Below are 18,316 nucleotides of genomic sequence, written 5' to 3' on the forward strand. Positions count from 1 at the left end.
CCTTCGGCATCAGTACGCGCCTGGCCGGGCCGCCGGGGTACGCACCTTCTCGGGGCCGCAGCCGAGCCGGGCCGCCTCGGCCTCGACGTACGCGGGGAACAGTTCGCGGACGAAATCCCCTCTGCCGCCGAGCGGTTCGCCGGACGGCACGTCCACCCGCATCACCACGTCGCCCGTCTGGCACGGCACGACGTACATCCCCTGCGCCGGTCCGAGCGCCCCGTGCCCCTTGGTGCCCTCGACGCGGACGCCACCGCGGCGGATCTGGTACGACAGGGCCTCCGCGAGTTCCGGGGCCACGACCGTCGACATCCGTGCCTTCGCACTGCCCGTGGACCCCGCGTCGCAGGTCCGGGCCGCCCCGCCCGCGCCGCCGACCCGGGTCAGCTCCAGCTCCTGCCGGTACCTTCCGGGCAGTCCGAGGCCCCGCACCCCGCAGAAGGCGTCCGGCACCGCCGGCCGCCACTCCGGCACGGCCGGCAACCGCTCCGGCGCCCGGTAGACGCCGGAGCAACCGAGCGCACGGACGGCCCCGTTGGCCGCGTCCACGAGCACCCGGGTCACGGCGTCCCGGTCCTGCAGATCGTAGGGGCTCCGCTGGTCGGGGACCTGCTCGCCCACCGCCACGTCGACGACTGTGATCGCGTGCGATCCGGCGCCCTCGCAGCTCTGCGGGAGGGCCAGCCACCCCCGGGTGGGGGACGCCAGGCCCGGCAGGTCTCCGCCCAGCGCGACCATGTGGCTCGACAGGTACTCGTCCGGCCAGCGGGAGCTCTCGTCACCGTCCATGCCGTCGAGGGTGTGCACCCGTACGACCGTCCGCGTCAGCACACGGCCTGACTCGCGGCGATGACTGGTGATACGGCACTGGGCGAACGCGCGCGCCCCGAGGGGCCGGTCGCTCTCCAGGGCCTGTTCGTCGACCTTCAGGGTGAGGTCGCGGAACATGGCATCGAGGGTGGTGTCACTGAGCGAGTTCCAGCACGGGGCGGGTTTCAGCAGCGGGAGCGTATCCGTCCGCCAGGCCACCGTCCCGGCCCCGAGCAGGGCGCCTGCCAGAACGAGGGCGGTGCCGGTGACGGCGGTGCGGGTGGGGCGTAGGGGGCGGAGCGCGGTGCGCGTGGGGACGAGGCGCCGGAGTGCCGAGGGGCGGGCCGCCGGGTTCTTGGTGCCGCTCCCGGTTTCCTTCCTGTCGTCCGTCGCCATGCCCTTCTCGTCCGTCGTCGTGCCCTTGTCGTCCGTCGTCATGCCCGCACCCCGTTCCCGCACCCGATGCGGTTGCCCACCGACCTGACGAAGTTCGTGAACGACCGCTCGACGGCGGCCTTTCCGGGCACGAGGCTTCCCTGCGCGTGCCCGTAGAAGACCGTCCGCCTCCCCTGGCAGGTGACGTGGGTCAGGCCCTCGGGGATGCCCTCAGGGAGGCCTTCGAAGAGCGCGGCCGTACGCGGGGAGCCGGCCATGACGTACTGCGCGGTGGACTCGTCCCGCGCTCCGGGGATCTTCCACATCACCGAGCAGGACTGCAGTCGCGGAGTGACCGCGCCGATCCACTGCTGGGAGTAGACGCCGATCCAGGAGCCCTCGGAGCCGAAGCCCACGCCGGGGATCCGGCAGAACGGCAGGTCCCGGAGATCATCCTCGTGGGCGACGACGACGTGCGGCGACGCGGTGCGCAGCGGTCGTTCGGGGGCACATCCGGCACTGCCCATGCCCGTGTTGGCCACGTCCAGCAGCATCCGGGTGACGTGCTCGTACGTGCCGATCCTGGTCCCCGCCGTCCATTTCCCCGGCGTGCCGTCGGCCCGGACGCTGCTGAGCGTCACCACCGACGGCCGCCCCTTCACGTCACACGCCTTCGGCAGTACGAGGAACGCTCCGCTGACGGAGACCACTCCGTCGAGTCCGTCCGGCAGCGGCGACTTCGAACCGTGCAGGTTCGCCGCCAGCCACGCGCGGCGTTCTTCCACCGCCTCCGGAAGCGGCCCGTAGTCGACGACCACCTTCGCGTCGTACGTCGTCGGCCGGCCCATGCCCGTCGAGGTCACCCCCACCGTGCAGGTCGCCCCCGGGCGCCCGGCCGAGGGCGCTGGCGACTGGGAGCTCTCGCGCCGACGGGAGCCGGACTCCCCGAGCGCCTCGTCCCCGAGGAACGACGGCCCGCTGTCCTCCTGCCAGGCACCCCAGCAGTAACTCTCCCGGAACGGACCGCCGTTCACGGCACAGGCACCCAACCCGGTCGCCAGCACCGCCCCGGCGAGCAGCCCGCCCAGGACGGTCCGGCGCTTGCGCGCACCGTCAGCCAAGGTCGCCCCCTTGCCGCTTCCCGCGACGTCACGAAGATCGGAACAAACGCACCGATGCTAAGTGCCGTGCCAGGGTGGCCGACGACGGCGGAACCGGGTGTTCGACTACGCCGCGCCGCCGCCGTCCGTACCGAGCAACTCCACCAGCCCGTCCGCCAGTTCGGTACGCCAGCACAGATAGTCGTGGCCGCCGTTGTACTCACGGTAGGCGGCGTCCGCGTACCCCTTGGCCACCAGCGTGTCCCGCAGCCTGCGGGCGGCCGGCAGCGCCACCCACTCCTGCTCCCCCACCGACAGCCAGAACCGCACGGGCAGCCGCTCCGTGGCCTCGATCCGCCCGGTCAGCCACTCCGAACTCGCCAGGTCCGGGCCGTCCGGCCACCAGAAAGAGCCCGACTGTGCGAGTACGCGACCGAACCGGTGCGGCGCGTGCACCGCGGCATAGGCGGCGGTCAGCCCGCCCAGGCTCTGCCCCGCGACCACGGTCCGCGCCGGATCGTCGCTCAGCGAGTGCCGCTCCGCGGCCCAGGGCAGCAGCTCCCGCTCCAGGAACCCGACGAACCTCTCGTTGCAGGCGAGTTCGGCCCACCGGACGTCCGGGCCGAGCGACTCGGGCAGCAGCGCGACCAGCGGCGGAATCCGCCCGTCGGCGATCAGGTTGTCGAGCAGGTCGGCCACCTCCAGCGCCGGCTGCCACATCTCCCCGTCCATCAGCACCAGGACGGGCAGGTCACGTCCGCCGCCCGGCGGCTCGTACACATGCACCTGCCGCTCGTTGCCGAGCAGTTCGCTCTGTACGGTGTGCGCGCCGACGGTGCCGCGCGGCACGCCCTCCCGGCGCCGCCACTCCGCACCGGCGGGAGCCTCGGGGAGTTCGACGTACGACACCGGCTCACCGCCCCAACGCCTCGCCAGGCTCCGCGGGTTGAGCGGGTCGGCCACCTGCCGCCCGCGCAGCCACGCCCAGTACCCGGCCGTCCCCGCCGCCGGGCCGCCGCCCTCGTCCACGCAGAATCCGTATGTGGCCCGCCAGTCGGCCCGCATCCGTACCGACCAGTGCCAGATGTCCGTGTCCGGTACCCGCTCCATCAGGTTGCGGTCCAGGTCGCGGGGGTCGACGACCTTGTTCGGCATGACGAGCACGGCACGGGTGGCCGCGCTCCCCCGCCACAGGAAGGTCACCACGCGGTACGCCGGGTCCCCGTGCGGATCCGGTTCGACGAGCGGACCGCCGCCGGCCCGCCGCACCGCCCCCCAGAAGTCCCCCTCGGTCGCGGCGGCGGCCACCCGGGCACTGTCCGCCCGTTCCACGGGCTGCGGCCGGGCGATGCGGGGCGGCCTGCGGGTCGTCCCGGCGGGCGGGGCGGTCAGCGGCATGGGAGGGCCTCCAGCGGCTCACATCGGAGAGTCGGCGACGTACGGCATCACCGGATAAGGCTCACCTTACTTGGCCGCCTCCGCGGTCCCCCAGGCCCCCCGCAGCAGCTCACCGAGGGTGTCCCCGCGTTCCGGTGCCTCCCGCCGGGTCCGCATCACGTCCCTGGCCAGCTCCACCAGCTCCTCGGCGGTCAGCTCGTCGAGCGTCCGGGCGAAGGCGTCGAGGAGACCGGCCGCCGTGGCGAGCAGTTCCTCCTCGCTGTTGGGCCGGGCGGGCAGCCCGGCGCCCTCCCCCACGAGCAGCGCCCGGGTCAGCGCGTACAGCTGGGCGGTCCCGGCCTCCCGCACGGTGAGCGACAGATGCACCGAGGGCCCCTCGCCCTCCGCGGTCGCCGCGTGGGCGAACCCGCGCGGCACGTACAGCACCTCGCCCTCCCGCAGCACCGCGTCCAGCAGCGGCGGGCCCGGGTCGCCGTCCTCCCGCTCCGGCTGCCAGTTGCCGTCGGCCGGGCCCCCGTACACCCGCCAGCGCTTGGCGCCGTGCAGCTGTACGGCGAAGACGTCGGCGTCGTCGCGGTGCACGGGCCGCCCCCGGCTGCCGGGCGGGGTGAGGAAGCAGAACGCCTCCACCTGCCGGCCGAACCGTTCCGCGAGCCCGTCGGTGAACGCGCGCACCCCCGCGTGCCACTGGTCGACGTACCGCAGCAGCAGCGTGGCCCGCTCGGTGCGGATCAGCCGGCGCACGGCCACCGGGTCCACGTACCCGTCGGCGATCTCGCCGAGGACGACGCGCGGGGTGCAGAACCGTGCGGCCGGTACGGTGCCGTCCTCGTGGACGAGCTGGGCGTACGGGGCGGTGAGCAGTCCGGCGTCCAGGAGGCGGTCCAGCTCGGCGACGGTCAGGACGTCGAGCGGCGGGTGGTCGGGGCGCAGCACACCGGGCGCCCTGCGCCACTGCTCCGCGTAGAAGGTCTCCTCGTCGCGCACCAGTCGTGCGAGCAGGTCCATGGTGGTACCACTCATCTCTTGGGCCCTCGGTGTCCGGGGCTCTCGGTCTCCGCTGCGGATCTGTTGAGCGGGCACGCTCGGGGGCGCTCTCAGGCGGTGGAACGGCTGCTGAAGGCGTGCGGCCGGGCACTTTCCACCAGCTCCCCGGGATCGATGGCGGCGATGCGCTCCCTGAGGTGTCCGAGGAGCCGGGCCGCCGTGGCGTGCAGGGCGTCGTCGTCGAGCGGCCTGCCCGGCAGCGCGAGCCCCTCGACGATCCGCTCCATCAGCCGCTCCCGGAGATGGTCGGTGCCCGCCTCCCGCACGACCACGGTGAGGTGCGCGGACGGCTCGTCGCCCACCGCGGCGGCCGTGTGCGCGAACCCCCTTGGCACGTACAGCACTTCACCGGTGCGCAACACGGTGTCGAGCACCACGGGCCCCGGCTCGTCCGCCCGCACCGGCTCCCAGTGGCCGTCGGCCGGGCCCGGGTACACCTGCCAGTGCTTGGCGCCGCCGAGCTGGAGGGCGAGCAGGTCCCCGTCGTCGCGGTGCACGGGTCCGCGCCGCCCCGGCTGCGAGAGGAAGTAGAAGGCCTCGACGAGCCGTCCGAGCCGTGCGGCGACGTCCTCGGTCAGCGCGCGGACCCGGGGCTGCCACTGGTTGATGTACCGCAGTTGCAGCGTCGCCCGCTCGTCGCGCACGAGGTCCCGGACCGCCCGGCCGTCGACGTACCCGTCCATCGGGCGCCCGGTGACCACCCGCCGCGGGCAGAACCGCTCGTCGGGGATCTGCCCGTGCGCGGTGTAGAGCCCGAGGTAGGGGACACGCAGCAGCCCGGCGTCGAGGACGGCGTCCAGGTCCGCCCGGGTGAACACGTCCACCGGCGGATCCGCCGGCCGCAGCACGGCCGGTGTCCGCCGCCAGTACGTGGAGAGAAGTGCGTCCGCGTCGGGCACGCACCGTCCGAACCAGTCCATGGTCGGCCTTTCGTCTTGTCCGGTCCCGCCCCGCCCGGAGCGGAGGGGCCGCCGCACGGCCCGCCGGCCACGCGCCGGTCCCTCCCGCTCCGGCCCCCGTCAGTTGTCCGCTCCGACTAGATGACGTCGGGGTAGCAGGCCCCGCACCCGGCCACGACGCTCTCCTGCACGGCACCGGAGGGCTGGGCGACGGCGGACGGCACGAAGAGCGCACCGCCGACGACGGCCGCGGCGGCCACGGAGAGCGCGGCCCGCTTCGAGACGAGCGCACGACGGGTGGCGGCGGGGGCCGGTACGCCGGCGGCCTGCGCGGAAACGGAAACGTCCATGGGAACTCCCTGTGTACGGGTGTGGGTCGAGGCCCCGGATGCGAGGCCCGAACACATGATCACCACGCTTTCCGGAGCCCCGGACTCCCCATGACGCCTTCCTTACGAGGTACCCCCGGTATTGACGGCTCCGCTACGCCGGGCGCCGCTGGCTGCCGCCGGGCAGCGGGGACGGCGCGAGCCAGAGGGCCTCCGCGCGGGCGCAGACCTCACCGTCGCGGGTGACGATCGCGCTGCCCGCCCGGTACTTGCGGCCCGACGCCGACACCGTCCACCCGAACGTCACGTGGTCCTCGCCCAGCACGACCGGCCTGGTCACGGTGGTGGTGAGCGAGACCGTCACCGTCCCGACGGGCGCCTGGGCGAACACCCGGCAGGCCCAGCCGCCGGGGCAGTCGAGAGCACCCCACAGCTGCGCTGCGGACAGGTGCCGCTCGCCCGGGTTCAGCGCGGGGTCCGGCGTCCAGGCGGCGACCGCCATCCGCCCCTCGTCCCACGCCCCGAAGCCCTGCCGCAGCCCGGCACCGGGCTCCCGGTCGGCACCACAGCCCCAGCAGTCGTCGCGCCCCACTCCGATGCCGTCCGCCAGGGGCCGCTCCTTCACGGCCCGGAGCGCCTGTTCCCAGGTCGGAACGGCCGGCGGCACGGCGACGTCCGGATGCGCCAGGGCCGTGAGCACCACCGCCCCGTCCGCCGCCGCTTCGTACCCGCCGTCCCCCGCGGGCAGCACGGCCAGCGGTGTCCCCAGCGGTACCGGGCGCCGGAAGTTCACCTGCACCGTGCCGCCCCCGGCACCCCCGGCCTCCCGCGCGAGCAGCCCGGCCGCGTACCCGCCGAACCCCACCCCGGGAAATCCGTAGACATGCTCGGGCACGGTCAGCGCGGAGGTTCCGGTCGGACGGTCCTGGCTCATGTGCGCTCCTGCGGATCGGGTACACATTCCTGCCGGCCCGGCCCGAAGGCACGAACTGCGGCCCGAGCGAGGGTAGTTGCCGATCACCGCGAAATCATCCGCACAGGGTGGCCCGAAAACGAAAAAAGCCCCCGGAAGGGGCTCTTTCGTGTGGTGTCCGAGGGGGGACTTGAACCCCCACGCCCGATAAAGGGCACTAGCACCTCAAGCTAGCGCGTCTGCCATTCCGCCACCCGGACAAGGTGTCTGCCGTGCGGGGCCGTTTTGCGCTGGCCCGTTCCGACATGGAAAACAATACCAGGGGTTCGGGGTGGGTTTCACCTGCGTATTCCGCAGGTCAGTGACCTGCGGATGCCTTGTTGGAGCTGATCCAGTCGTCGTTCTGCTGCCAGGCGTACAGAGTGTCGCCGTCCGTGTACGAGTAGTAGAGGTCGCAGCGGTGGGTGGCCTTGTCGCGGGCGTTCTCCGGGAACCAGTCGGCCTGGAGGGCGGGGGCGACCGGGGCGGCCTTGGTGTCGATCTTCTTGCAGGTGGGCGGGAGCGCGGACGCGGCGGGGAGGCTCGCCTTGAGGAGGCGGTCGCCGCCGGTGGTGCGCATCGCGTAGGAGATGCCCTCCGCCGTGTCGGGCAGCCAGCGCGGCACCGAGGCGCGGGCCTGCTTCGCGGCGGTGCCGGTGGCGTAGCTGGCGGACTCCTCGTGGCGGCTGTCGAACCAGTCGTGGACCGCGGGGACGGCGACCACACCGAGGAAGGCGGCGGCAGCGACGGTTCCGGTGGCGGCGATGAGGACGGCGGGCTTCATGGGGGTGGCTCCAGGGGTGGGGAGGGGTCCGGGGAGGGTCGCGAGGGGGTGGATGTCTCTTCGCTCTTCCATCCTCGCGGGCCGTTGGGCCGTACGGGTCAGCCCAGAGGGCCGTTCCGTGTACGACCGGAGAGGGAGGCGGGCTGCTGCCCTCCTAGGGGTTCGTGGCGCCCTACCCTCACCGCGTGAGCACTCCACAAGGTTCGCGTTATCGCAGGCCCAAGCCGCTTTCGCCGCTGCGGGAGCACCTGAGGGACACGTTCTGGTTCGCGCCGGCCTTCGGTCTCGCGCTGACGGTCCTGGTCTGGTTCCTCGCGGCGCTCGTGGACTCCGAGGTCGTCTCGCTGCTGCGGGAGTGGGGGTCGTACGACGAGCTGGGCGAGCTGATCGGCATCGCCGAGGACGCCAAGACGATCATCACCACCGTCAGCTCGGCCATGATGACCTTCATCGGTGTGGTCTTCAGCATCTCGCTGGTGGCCGTGCAGATGGCGAGCGGGCAGCTGACGCCGCGGGTGGTGCGGATCTTCGTCCGCAGCCGGATCACCAAGCTCACGTTCAGTGTCTTCCTGGCGACCTTCGTGATGTCGCTGCTGGTCCTGGCCGGGTACGAGGGCGAGACCGACCCCCGGCTGGTGTCCTCGGTGCCGCTGGTGCAGAGCGCGCTGACCATGGCCATGGTGGCGCTGAGCCTGGTGCTGTTCATCGCCTATGTGAACTCCACGCTGCGCCTGATGCGGGTCGGCTACGTCCTGGACCGGATCAGCCGGGAGGCAGTCGCCGTGCTGCGCAAGCAGGAGCGGGGGTGGGAGGAGGGGGCGTCGCTCGGTGCGGAGACCGCGCGGATCTCCTACGAGGGGCGCGCCGGGGTGCTGCGCGATGTGCACATCGCGCGGCTGGTCCGGGTGGCGGCGCGGCGGGGCGTGGTGCTGCGGCTGATCCCCCGGATCGGGGACTTCGTGGTGCCGGGGACGCCGGTGATCGCGGTGCACGGAGGGCCCGCGCCCGCCGCCAAGGCGCTGCGGCACAGCGTGTCGGTGGGGGTGGAGCGGACGTTCCACCAGGATCTGGGGTTCGGGCTGCGGCAGTTGTCGGACATCGCGCTGCGGGCCCTGTCGCCCGCCGTGAACGATCCGACGACGGCCGTCCAGGCGATCGACCGGATCGTGCAGTTCCTGTCGGTGGCGGTCGCGCTTCCGCTGGGGGCGCTGCACCACCGGGAGAAGGACGGCACGGTGCGGTTCGTGCAGTCCGTGCCGGCCTGGGGGGATCTGGTGGACCTGGGGTTCAGCGAGATCCGCACGGTGCTGCACGGCAATCCGCAGGTGTCGCGGCGGCTGATGGCCGGGCTGGACGATCTGGTGCTGCTCGCCGCCGGGCAGCAGGAGGGGCACGAGGAGCAGGAGGGGTACGAGGACCGGTGCGCACCGCTGCTGCGGCACCGTGCGCTCCTGGTGGAGATGGTGGAGCGCACGGCGCCGGAGGCGGCCGACCGGGAGTTCGCGCTGCGGCCCGACCGGCAGGGCATCGGGTAGGTCCGCGGGTGAGGCCCCCGGCGGCTCGGTGCCGGGAGGGGGCTTCGCCGGCGGGGCTGTCGTGTCAGCAGTCGCGTTCGCGCAGGGAGTGCAGGTGGGCGCTGGACTTGCGGGCGAACGCGAAGGAGTCGACCGGCTGGTCGTGCTCCACCTGCCAGTGGTGGCCGCCGCGGCCCTGGTGGGTGCGGTTGACCGCGGAGATGAAGCGCTTGTAGTCGATGTCCCCGTCGCCCACGTCGGTCATCCGGTACCCGTCGCGCTGCGCGGCGTCGTGCTCGCCGTCCTTGACGTGGAAGAGCGGGTAGCGGTGCGGCTGCTTGAGGACGTAGCGGAGCGGGTCGAAGGGGGCGGGGGTGCCGTCCGCCCTCCTGGAGAAGCGGAACTGGGCCACGTACGCCCAGTAGATGTCCATTTCGAGGTGGACCAGGCGGGGGTCGGTCTCGGCGAGGAGGACGTCGTAGAGGCGGACGTTCGGCTTGTCGGTGGCGAAGGAGAACTCCTCCGCGTGGTTGTGCTGGTAGAACTTCATGCCGCGGGCGCGGGCCGCCTCGCCGTATTTGTTGAAGTCCTCCGCGCAGCGCTTCCAGCCGTCGACGGTGGTGCCGTAGCGCCAGGGGCCGGAGGCGGTGCCGATGTGCGGCAGGCCCAGGGCCTGGGCGTCGTCGAGGACCTTGGTCAGGTTCTGGGCGAAGGTGTACGCGCCCGGGTTGCCGTCGTCGTAGTAGCCGACGTGGCTGCCGATGCCGCGCAGGCCGTGGTCCTTGGTGAGGGCGCGCAGCTGGGCGAGGGTGATGGGGCCCGCCGAGCCCTGGGTGTAGCCGGCGAACTCGACCTCGTCGTAGCCGTACAGCTCCAGTTCGGCGAAGACCTTGGCGAAGCCGAGGGTGGCGACCTTGTCGCGCAGCGAGTAGAGCTGGATACCGAGGCGGCCGGGCGGCAGCACGGGACGGCCGCGTCCCTTGCCGCGGGCGTCGGCGGCCGGGGTGGCCGCCGCTGTCGCGGGGGTGGCCGACAGGCCCAGGAGGGCTGCCGCGGTGGTGCCCGCGGCGACGCCGAGCATGTTGCGTCTGGAGAGCTTGCGGGTCAGCTCGGGGTCGTTGGCCTTGGTGGACGGGTTCACGGGGTCTCCTCGGGTTTCCGGTGGAAGGGCCGGCCGGGGCCGGTGCGGGCGGATTGTCAGTGGCGTCTGCTTCAGTGGAGGCAGTGGGAATCAGTGCAGGCCCGCCAGTCGGAGCAGCAGGGCCTTCACTTCGGTGGCCGCGGTGCGGCCGGTGAGCGCGTGGGGGGTGGAGCAGAGGATGAGCGGACCGTCGTCGTCGCTCGCGGGCAGGCGCCCGTGGCTGCCGCGGACGGGTGACGGGTCCAGGGGGACCACGGCCATCCGGTAGCGCATGCCGAGTTTCTTCCGGGCGACCGCCTTGGCCGCCTTGAGGCGTACGTAGGGGTCGAGCGGGTCGAGGAACAGCTCGACGGGGTCGTAGCCGGGCTTGCGGTGGATCTCGACGAGCTGGGCGAAGTCGGGGGCCCTGGCGTCGTCGAGCCAGTAGTAGTACGTGAACCAGGCGTCCGGGGCGGCGACGGCGACCAGCTCGCCGGAGCGGGGGTGGTCGAGTCCGTGGGCCTTCTTGCCCTCGTCGTCGAGGAGTTCGGCGATGCCGTCCAGGCCGGCGAGTGCGGCGCGGGTGGCTTCCAGGTCCTCCGGGCGGCGGACGTAGACATGGGCGATCTGGTGGTCCGCGACGGCGAACGCGCGGGAGGTCGTGGGGTCGAGGTACTCCATGCCGTCCTGGGTGTGGACCTCGATCAGGCCGGCACGGCGCAGGGCGCGGTTGATGTCGACGGCGCGGGAGACCCGGGTGATGCCGTACTCGGAGAGGGCGACGACGGTGCGCCCCTCGGCTCGGGCGTCGTCGAGCAGGGGGGCCAGCGCCGCGTCCAGGTCGGCTGCCGCCCGGTGGGAGCGGGGGTCGTCGGGGCCGTAGCGCTGGAGGTCGTAGTCGAGGTGCGGGAGGTAGCACAGGGCCAGGTCGGGGTGGGAGGTGCGCAGGATGTGGCGGGTCGCGTCGACGATCCACTGCGAGGAGACGATGTCGGCGCCGGGCCCCCAGAAGTGGAAGAGGGGGAACGTGCCGAGGCGTGCGGTGAGTTCGTCGTGGAGGGAAGGGGGGCGGGTGTAGCAGTCGGGTTCCTTGCGGCCGTCGGCGTAGTAGACGGGGCGTGGGGTGACGGTGATGTCGGTGTCCGCGCCCATGGCGTACCACCAGCAGATGTTGGCGACGGTGTAGCCGGGGTGGACGCGGCGGGCGGCGTCCCAGATCTTGTCGCCCTGGACGAGGCCGTTGTGCTGGCGCCACAGCAGGACCTCGCCGAGTTCGCGGAAGTACCAGCCGTTGCCGACGATGCCGTGTTCGGCGGGGGTGGTGCCGGTGAGGAAGGTGGACTGGGCGGCGCAGGTGACGGCGGGCAGGACGGTGCCCAGCGGCGCCCGGGAGCCCGACCTGGCGAGCTGTTCGAGGCGCGGCATGTGGTCCAGCAGGCGGGGGGTGAGGCCGACGACGTCCAGGACGAGGAGGGGGGTGGGCCGGTCGGCGGAGGGAGGTGCGGCGGGGTCCGCGGCGGGCCGGGGCTCGGGGTGCGGGCGGGGTGCTCGGGTCATGGGAGTTCCTTCAGGCCGAGGTCCGTCAGGAGGTCGCGTACGAGGGTGAGTTCGGCGGCGGTGCCGTCGGCCAGCTGGGCCCGGGTGCGCGGGCGCAGCTCGGGCGGGAGCGCCTGCCAGGTGTAGGTCTCCACCTCCAGGTGGCGGGTGAGCGGGTGGCCGGAGGGTCCGGCGACGAGGCGGGCGAGGACGTCCTGGAGCACGGGGAGGGTGGAGGTGAGCGGCGGGGCGGGGGGTGCGTGCAGGGGGACGTGGAAGTGGGAGCGCCAGGGGGTGTCGTCGGGGAGGCCTGCGCCGTTGAGGGCCTCGGCGAGGTCGTCCGTGCCGAGGAGCGGGGCGGGGCGGGCGGCGGCCGAGGGGGTCCGGGGGCGGGCGCGGGTCTGGTGGAGGAAGCGGGGTTCGGCGAACTCGGCGAGTGCCGCGCGCACTTCGGGCCGGTCGGGGTGCTCGGCGTGCAGCGCGGCGGAGAGCTGGGCCTTGACGAGGGTGATACCCGCCGCCGTGAGGGCGTCCAGTGCGGTGCCCGGGTCCTCGAAGGACGTGGCGAGATGGCAGGTGTCGACGCAGATGCCGATGCGGGGCCTGTCGAGTGCGGTGAGCGGGCGGATGGCGTCCGCGGTGGTTTCCACGGTGCAGCCGGGTTCGGGTTCGAGGCCGATGCGCACGCTCTTGCCGGTGAGGTCCTCCAGGGCGTCGAGCCGTCCGGCGAGGGTGGTCAGCGCGGTGCGGGCCGCGGTCCCGGCGGCCGGGTCCCCGTCGTAGGGAGTGCGCCAGGCGAGCGGGAGGGTGGAGATGCTGCCCTCGGTGACGTCGTCGGGGAGCAGGACGGCGAGGAGGCGGGCCAGGGTGGTGGTGTGCGCGAGGCGTTCCGGGTCGGTCCAGTCCGGCTTGTACACCCGGTACTTGACCTCCTGCGCGCCGAAGCCCTCGTACGGGAAGCCGTTGAGGGTGACGACTTCGAGGCCGCGCCGGTCGAGTTCGGCGCGCAGGGCCCGGAGGGCGGCGGGGTCCGTGTCCAGGGTGTGCGCGGCGGCTCGGGCGAGCCACAGCCCGATGCCGAGACGGTCCCGGCCGAGGCGCTTGCGCACGGGTTCGCAGTGGTCGCGGAGCTGGGCCAGGACGCCGTCGAGGGTTTCGGCGGGGTGGACGTTGGTGCAGTACGCGAGGTGGACGGTCGAGCCGTCCGGGTGGCGGAAGCGCATGCCGGGTGTCCCCTTCCGGTCGCTGGGGGCTGGGGTGCCCGTGGGGGGTGAGGGGCTGGGCGGGTGCGGCGGCGGTGGCGGGGCGCCGGGGTCAGCTGCCGCCGCGGAGGATGGAGTTGCCCTCGTGCAGGGGCGGCGGCGGTGCGGCGGGGGCGGTGAGGTCGAGGCGTCCGCTGAGTCCGTAGAAGGCGACGGGGTTGCGCCACATGACCCGGTCGACGTCGTCGGCGGAGAACCCGGCGGCGAGCAGGGCGTCGGCGACCTTGCGGGTCTTGAGGGGGTCGCTCCTCCCCCAGTCCGCGGCCGAGTTGACCAGGACGCGGTCCGTGCCGTGCTCCTGGATGATCGCGACCATCCGGTCCTCGTCCATCTTGGTGTCGGGGTAGACGGAGAAGCCGAGCCAGCAGCCGCTGTCGGCGGCGGCCTTGACGGTGGTCTCGTTGAGGTGGTCGAGGACGACGTGGTCCGGCGGGAGGTGCGACTCGCGCAGGACGTCGAGGGTGCGGTGCAGACCGGTGGACTTGTCCCGGTGCGGGGTGTGCACGAGGGCCGGCAGGCCGTGGTCGGCGGCCAGTTGGAGCTGGGCGGCGAGTGCGGTGTCCTCGGCCGGGGTCATCGAGTCGTAGCCGATCTCGCCGACGGCGACGACCGAGTCCTTGACGAGGTAGCGGGGCAGCTCGTCCAGGACGGGGGTGCAGCGCGGGTCGTTCGCCTCCTTGGGGTTGAGGGCGATCGTGCAGTGGTGGGCGATGCCGTGCTGGGAAGCCCGGAAGGGTTCCCAGCCGAGCAGTCCGTCGAAGTAGTCGAAGAAGCTGGCGGGCGAGGTGCGGGGCTGGCCGAGCCAGAACGACGGTTCCACGACCGCCCGGACCCCGGCGGCGTACATCGCCTCGTAGTCGTCCGTCGTGCGGGAGGTCATGTGGATGTGCGGGTCGAAGATGCGCATCAGGACTCCTCGGCGGGGGCGGTGAGGGTGCGCACGCGGTGCAGGTCGGCGGGGACCGGGCGGCCGGCGGCGGTGCGTTCTGCGGCGTAGTCGGTGAGCATGCGGGCCAGTTCGGTGTCCCCGCGGGCGCGGTCGGTGAGGGCGGCCACCGCACTGACCGGCACTCCGGTGAACAGGCACTTGAGCACCGCGTGCCGCCAGGCGTGCGCGGGCAGATGGGCCGCGGCGTAGGGGCCGACGGCGGCGGCGACCAGGCGGGTGTCGTTGGCCCGCAGCGCGTCCTCCACCAGGTCCACGGCGGAGCCGTCGCGCAGCTGGTCGAGGTGGCCGAGGGCCAGTAGTACGGCACGCCGTTCGGCGGCGCTGCCGGTGGCGTACAGGCGCCGGACGGTGGCGAGGTCGGCGCCCGCGGCACGCAGCAGCAGGACGCGGGCGACGTCGGCGGGTGCCGGACCCGGGGAGTCCGCCGTACGGGGGCGGCAGTGGCGGCCCGCTTCGGCGAAGCGCAGCTCCCAGGGCGGGGTGGGGCGCGGGGCGGGGCCGGGTGGGTGGGTCCCGTCGGAGGCGGCGGCGGGGGTGGTGGTCGCGTGGGATGCGGTGGCCGGGGTGCCGGTCCCGTCGGAGGTGGTGGCGGGGGTGTGGGCCCGTGCGGTGGCGAGGGCCTCGGTCAGCCAGGTGCGGCCCTCGTCCGTCAGGGTGGTGGGCAGTTCGGCTTCGAGGGTGTCGCGGAGCCGGGTGGTGCCGGTCGGCACGGGGCCGTCGGGGCGGGGCGTCGTCATGCGGAGCCTCCCACCGGGGACGTTTCGGGGGCGGGGTGCGGGGCGGTGGCATGGCTTGAGGGGCGCGCGGCGCTCGGGGCGGAGGCGGCGCTCGCGTCGGGCGGGGTGGGTGCGGCGCGCGCGATGGGCCGGGTGGGTGCGGCACTCGCGGTGGGTGCGGCGGGTTCGTGTGCGCGCAGGAAGGTGAGGGATTCCTCGGCCATCCGGGGGCCCGCGTGGGAGTGGCGGGGAAGCTCGACCACGGTCAGGCCCTGGTAGCCGGTGGCGGACAGGGCGGCCAGGACCTCCGGGAAGTCGATCTCGCCCTCGCCGAACGGAAGGTGTTCGTGGACCCCGCGCCGCATGTCCTCGATCTGTACGTGGCGCAGCCAGGGGGCGGCCTCGCGCACGCAGTCGGCGGGCGACGTCGGCTCCAGGCACTGGCAGTGGCCGATGTCCAGGGTGAGGCCGAGGAGTTCCGGGTCGCCCAGGTGGTGCCGGAGGTGGTGGAAGTCGGCGAGGGTGGCCAGGAGGTGACCGGGTTCGGGTTCGACGGCGAGCGGGACACCTGCGGCGTCGGCCACCGCCAGGACGGGTTCCAGGGACTCCGTCAGGCGTTGCCAGGCGTTGCCGGGTGCGGTGCCCTGAGGTGTGATGCCGCTGAACAGGTGCACGGCGTGGGCGCCCAGGTCCGCCGCGACCTCGACCGCCGTACGGAGCAGCCCGACGCGCAGCGCCCTGGCGTCCGGGTCCTCGTCGAGGAGGGTGGGGCCGTGTTTGCGGCGCGGGTCGAGGACGTAGCGGGCGCCGGTCTCGACGGTGACGCCGAGGCCCAGGCGGTCCAGGCGGTGTGCCAGTGCGGCGGTCCGGGAGGCGAGTTCCGGGGCCGCGGGGTCCAGGTGCATGTGGTCGAGGGTCAGCCCCACGCCGTCGTAGCCCAGGTCCGCGAGCAGGTCGAGCGCGTCGTCGAGGCGGAGGTCGGTGAGGCCGTTGGTGCCGTAGCCGAGCCGGAGGGGGCCGGCCTGCGCGGCGGGGCCGGTGTCCGGCGCCGCGCGGCCGGGAGTGCGGGTCGGGTCGTCCGTCATGTGGGGCTCACCTTTCGCGCGAGGCGGCGGGCGAGGGGCGCCAGGAGCATGAGCGCGGCTGCGGTGCCGGGGGCGCCGGAGCGGGCGGCGAGTGCGGCCTGCAAGGGGATCATGGCGCGGATGCCGCCGCCGACCGCCCGCTGGGTGAGGGGCGGGGAGGGGTTCAGGGCGGCGTGCAGGAGGGGCTTGGCGGTGGTGCGGAAGTAGCTGGTGGCGAAGGCGGTGGCGGCGGGGGTGGTGAGGGGAGCGGGGGAAGTGGGTGCGGTGGGACGGACGGGTGGGGCGTGGTGGGTTGGGCGGGTGCTGGGGCGCAATGTCGGGGGCAGTGCGGGGCGCAGCGCGGGGGTGGTGGCCGCCGCGACCGCCGTGGAGACCGCGAGGGCTGCCAGTGGGGCCCCGGTCGAGCCTCCCTGCGCCTCGTGGCGTGACACCTCGGTCACCGCGTAGGTGTGGGCACCGAGCAGGGCCGCGGAGGGAAGGGCGGCTCGGAGGGCGGTGAGGAGTGCGGTACGGAAGGGGGCGGGGGAAGCCGTGCGGGCGGGCGACGGGTGGGCGGGGGCCCGGCCGGGGTGCGGGGTCGTGACGGTCGCCGCCGCGCCCATGAGGACGTCCAGGGCTCGGGCCGCCGCCATCGCGGCCGGGGCCGCCGGGGTGTGCTTGAGCTTGAGGTCGTACGCCCAGATGGTCGCCGTCAGGGCCGTGGCCACCGCGAGGGCGGGTCGGCCGGCTCGGCCCGCCAGGGTCAGGCCCGCGGCCGTCAGGGCACAGGATGCCGTCAGGGCGGCGGCCGGGGAGATCCGGCCGGAGGGGATCGGGCGGTGGGGTCGGTCCACGGCGTCCTCCTCCCGGTCCGCCCAGTCGTTGAGGGCCATGCCGGCGGCGTAGAGGCAGAGGGAGGCGGCGACGGCCGAGGCCGTTCCGCGGTGGGGGCGGGTGGCGAGGGCGGCTGCGCCGAGCAGGGCGTCGCCGGGGGCGGTGGGGAGGGCGGAGAGGCGGAGGAGTTCGGGCCAGGGGGAAGGGTGGGGGTGCGGGGTGGGGGTGGGGGTCGTCGCGGAGCCGGGGCGGGGCCGGAGGGGTTCGGCTCCGCCGGGGGCGTCCGGGGCGGGGTGTTCGGCTCCGCCGGGGGCCGCCCCCTTGCCCGCCCGTTCCGCCCCCGGGGGGCGGCCCCGCCGCCCAAGGAGGCGCGCGGGAGTCGGGGCGGGGTACGGGCGGCCCCGACGCCCGAGGGGGCGGGGTGCGGGGTTGGTCATGCGGGGTCCCTTCGCAGGGTGTTGGCGAAGGTGGTCAGGAGTGCGTACTGGTCCGCCAGGGCGGGCGGGGCTTCGCCGTCCGGGTCCTTGAAGTAGAAGGAGAGGGCGGGCAGCGGGCCGGAGATGCCGCGGTCGTGGGCGCGGGCGGTCAGCCGGGCCAGGTCCAGGACCAGCGGGGCCGCCAGTGCCGAGTCGCAGCCCTGCCAGGTGGTCTGGAGGGTCATCCGGGTGCCGAGGAAGCCCTCGAAGGCGATGTGGTCCCAGGCCGTCTTCCAGTCGCCGAGCGCAGGCACCTCGTCGATGTGGACGTCTCCCTGCGGGAGTTCGCCGAGCGTGTCCGTGAGGACCCTGGTCTTGCCCGCGTTCTTCGCCGCCGCGGCCGCGGGGTCGGCGAGGGCGGCCCCGTCTCCGCCGCCGAGCAGGTTCGTGCCCGACCAGGCACGTACCGGCAGGGCCCGCTGGACGAACATCGGGGCCAGCACCGCCCGCAGCAGAGTCTGCCCGGTCTTGCCGTCGCGTCCGGCGTACGGGAGCCCGCTCGCCGCCAACTCGTCGGCGAGAGCGGGGGCGTTGATGCCGGTGGACGGGGTGAAGTTGACGTACGGGCAGCCGGAGCGGATGGCCGCAGCCGCGTACAGGGAGCTGGGGGGCAGGGTGTCGTCCGCCGGGACCGGCTCGGTGGAGGAGACGTTGACCACCACCACCCGTGCCAGCTTGTGGCGGGTGCGGAAGTCCGTGAGGTCGGCGGCGAAGGAGTCGATCAGTTCGGCTGCGGGACGGGAGTCGGCGGGATGCGGGCCGCCCGGACGGATCTCGGCGTCCGCCGCCGCCAGTTCGACGCGTACCGCCGCGGCCAGGCCGTGCGGCAGGACTCCCCCGGCCTCCAGTTCCTCCGCGCGTTTGGGCAGCGGGCAGCTCGCCGTGTCGTGGCCGCCGAAGACCAGCGACTCCAGGGGCGGCAGCCCCGCTTCGGTGAAGGGCGCGGTCTCGGTGACCATGCCGGTCGGCGGGCGCAGGCCCGCCCGTACGGCCGCCCAGCCGGCGACCGCCGTCGTGGCGACCGAGCCACGGGCGCCCACGAACCAGACTCCGGTGGTTGCGCCTGGCTGCTCGGCTTCCTCGCTTGCGGGGTTCGGCACGGGGGCCTCCCAGTCCGTGGGGTCGACGGTGAGAAGAGGAACGGTGAGAAG

Annotated in this window: 17 protein-coding genes and 1 tRNA gene; 1 reads left to right on the forward strand and 17 read right to left on the reverse strand. The window is 73.9% G+C overall.

Annotated elements, in window-relative coordinates:
* Positions 1 to 9: 9 nt before the first annotated feature.
* The 9 genes from ACFYVL_RS06140 to ACFYVL_RS06180 form a co-directional block, all read right to left on the reverse strand.
* On the reverse strand, positions 10 to 1,248 hold the full coding sequence (locus ACFYVL_RS06140; RefSeq protein WP_389241615.1) for a hypothetical protein: 1,239 nt from the start codon (positions 1,246 to 1,248) through the stop codon (positions 10 to 12).
* Entirely contained in the window at positions 1,245 to 2,306 is a 1,062-nt protein-coding gene (locus tag ACFYVL_RS06145; protein ID WP_389241616.1) for a hypothetical protein, read from the reverse strand. The genes ACFYVL_RS06140 and ACFYVL_RS06145 overlap by 4 nt, the downstream gene beginning before the upstream one ends.
* A gap of 105 nt (positions 2,307 to 2,411) precedes the next feature.
* Positions 2,412 to 3,683 carry an enterochelin esterase gene (gene fes / locus ACFYVL_RS06150; RefSeq protein ID WP_389241617.1) on the reverse strand — a complete coding sequence of 424 codons (1,272 nt, stop codon included), beginning with the start codon at positions 3,681 to 3,683 and terminating at the stop codon, positions 2,412 to 2,414.
* Between the two features lie 66 nt (positions 3,684 to 3,749).
* Entirely contained in the window at positions 3,750 to 4,706 is a 957-nt protein-coding gene (locus ACFYVL_RS06155) for a JmjC domain-containing protein (RefSeq protein WP_389241618.1), read from the reverse strand.
* 74 nt (positions 4,707 to 4,780) lie between these two features.
* Positions 4,781 to 5,650: a JmjC domain-containing protein gene (locus ACFYVL_RS06160; RefSeq protein ID WP_389241619.1), complete on the reverse strand. Its 870-nt coding sequence runs from the start codon at positions 5,648 to 5,650 to the stop codon at positions 4,781 to 4,783.
* A 116-nt stretch (positions 5,651 to 5,766) separates the two neighbouring features.
* Positions 5,767 to 5,979 (reverse strand): hypothetical protein, encoded by a 213-nt coding sequence (locus tag ACFYVL_RS06165; RefSeq protein ID WP_389241620.1) that lies wholly within the window; start codon positions 5,977 to 5,979, stop codon positions 5,767 to 5,769.
* A gap of 133 nt (positions 5,980 to 6,112) precedes the next feature.
* Positions 6,113 to 6,892: a hypothetical protein gene (locus ACFYVL_RS06170; RefSeq protein ID WP_389241621.1), complete on the reverse strand. Its 780-nt coding sequence runs from the start codon at positions 6,890 to 6,892 to the stop codon at positions 6,113 to 6,115.
* Positions 6,893 to 7,043: 151 nt separating this feature from the next.
* Positions 7,044 to 7,131: transfer RNA gene (locus tag ACFYVL_RS06175), tRNA-Leu, on the reverse strand.
* 98 nt (positions 7,132 to 7,229) lie between these two features.
* The gene (locus ACFYVL_RS06180) at positions 7,230 to 7,694 is read right to left on the reverse strand and encodes a hypothetical protein (protein WP_389241622.1); all 465 of its coding nucleotides are present in this window, start codon (positions 7,692 to 7,694) and stop codon (positions 7,230 to 7,232) included.
* A 185-nt stretch (positions 7,695 to 7,879) separates the two neighbouring features.
* On the opposite strand from ACFYVL_RS06180, the gene ACFYVL_RS06185 reads away from it, so the two are divergent.
* Positions 7,880 to 9,229, forward strand: coding sequence for a DUF2254 domain-containing protein (locus ACFYVL_RS06185; protein ID WP_389241623.1), 1,350 nt, complete (start codon positions 7,880 to 7,882; stop codon positions 9,227 to 9,229).
* Between the two features lie 64 nt (positions 9,230 to 9,293).
* Here ACFYVL_RS06185 and ACFYVL_RS06190 read toward each other — a convergent pair whose 3' ends face one another.
* From ACFYVL_RS06190 to ACFYVL_RS06225, 8 genes are all read right to left on the reverse strand, one after another.
* A complete protein-coding gene (locus tag ACFYVL_RS06190) occupies positions 9,294 to 10,289 on the reverse strand; it encodes a sugar phosphate isomerase/epimerase family protein (protein WP_389241803.1) in 996 nt (331 codons plus the stop codon).
* A gap of 150 nt (positions 10,290 to 10,439) precedes the next feature.
* Positions 10,440 to 11,885: an alkaline phosphatase family protein gene (locus ACFYVL_RS06195; RefSeq protein ID WP_389241624.1), complete on the reverse strand. Its 1,446-nt coding sequence runs from the start codon at positions 11,883 to 11,885 to the stop codon at positions 10,440 to 10,442.
* On the reverse strand, positions 11,882 to 13,087 hold the full coding sequence (gene eboE / locus ACFYVL_RS06200) for a metabolite traffic protein EboE (RefSeq protein ID WP_389241625.1): 1,206 nt from the start codon (positions 13,085 to 13,087) through the stop codon (positions 11,882 to 11,884). Before eboE ends, ACFYVL_RS06195 begins: the two co-directional genes overlap by 4 nt.
* Positions 13,088 to 13,178: 91 nt before the next feature.
* Positions 13,179 to 14,033: a TatD family hydrolase gene (locus tag ACFYVL_RS06205; protein ID WP_389241626.1), complete on the reverse strand. Its 855-nt coding sequence runs from the start codon at positions 14,031 to 14,033 to the stop codon at positions 13,179 to 13,181.
* A complete protein-coding gene (locus tag ACFYVL_RS06210) occupies positions 14,033 to 14,812 on the reverse strand; it encodes an EboA domain-containing protein (RefSeq protein ID WP_389241627.1) in 780 nt (259 codons plus the stop codon). Before ACFYVL_RS06210 ends, ACFYVL_RS06205 begins: the two co-directional genes overlap by 1 nt.
* Positions 14,809 to 15,876: a sugar phosphate isomerase/epimerase family protein gene (locus tag ACFYVL_RS06215; RefSeq protein ID WP_389241628.1), complete on the reverse strand. Its 1,068-nt coding sequence runs from the start codon at positions 15,874 to 15,876 to the stop codon at positions 14,809 to 14,811. Before ACFYVL_RS06215 ends, ACFYVL_RS06210 begins: the two co-directional genes overlap by 4 nt.
* Positions 15,873 to 17,126, reverse strand: coding sequence for an SCO3242 family prenyltransferase (locus ACFYVL_RS06220; protein ID WP_389241629.1), 1,254 nt, complete (start codon positions 17,124 to 17,126; stop codon positions 15,873 to 15,875). Before ACFYVL_RS06220 ends, ACFYVL_RS06215 begins: the two co-directional genes overlap by 4 nt.
* Positions 17,123 to 18,265: an inositol-3-phosphate synthase gene (locus ACFYVL_RS06225; RefSeq protein WP_389241630.1), complete on the reverse strand. Its 1,143-nt coding sequence runs from the start codon at positions 18,263 to 18,265 to the stop codon at positions 17,123 to 17,125. Before ACFYVL_RS06225 ends, ACFYVL_RS06220 begins: the two co-directional genes overlap by 4 nt.
* Positions 18,266 to 18,316 lie beyond the last annotated feature (51 nt).

It is taken from the genome of Streptomyces sp. NPDC004111, assembly GCF_042874215.1.
Taxonomy (GTDB): domain Bacteria; phylum Actinomycetota; class Actinomycetes; order Streptomycetales; family Streptomycetaceae; genus Streptomyces.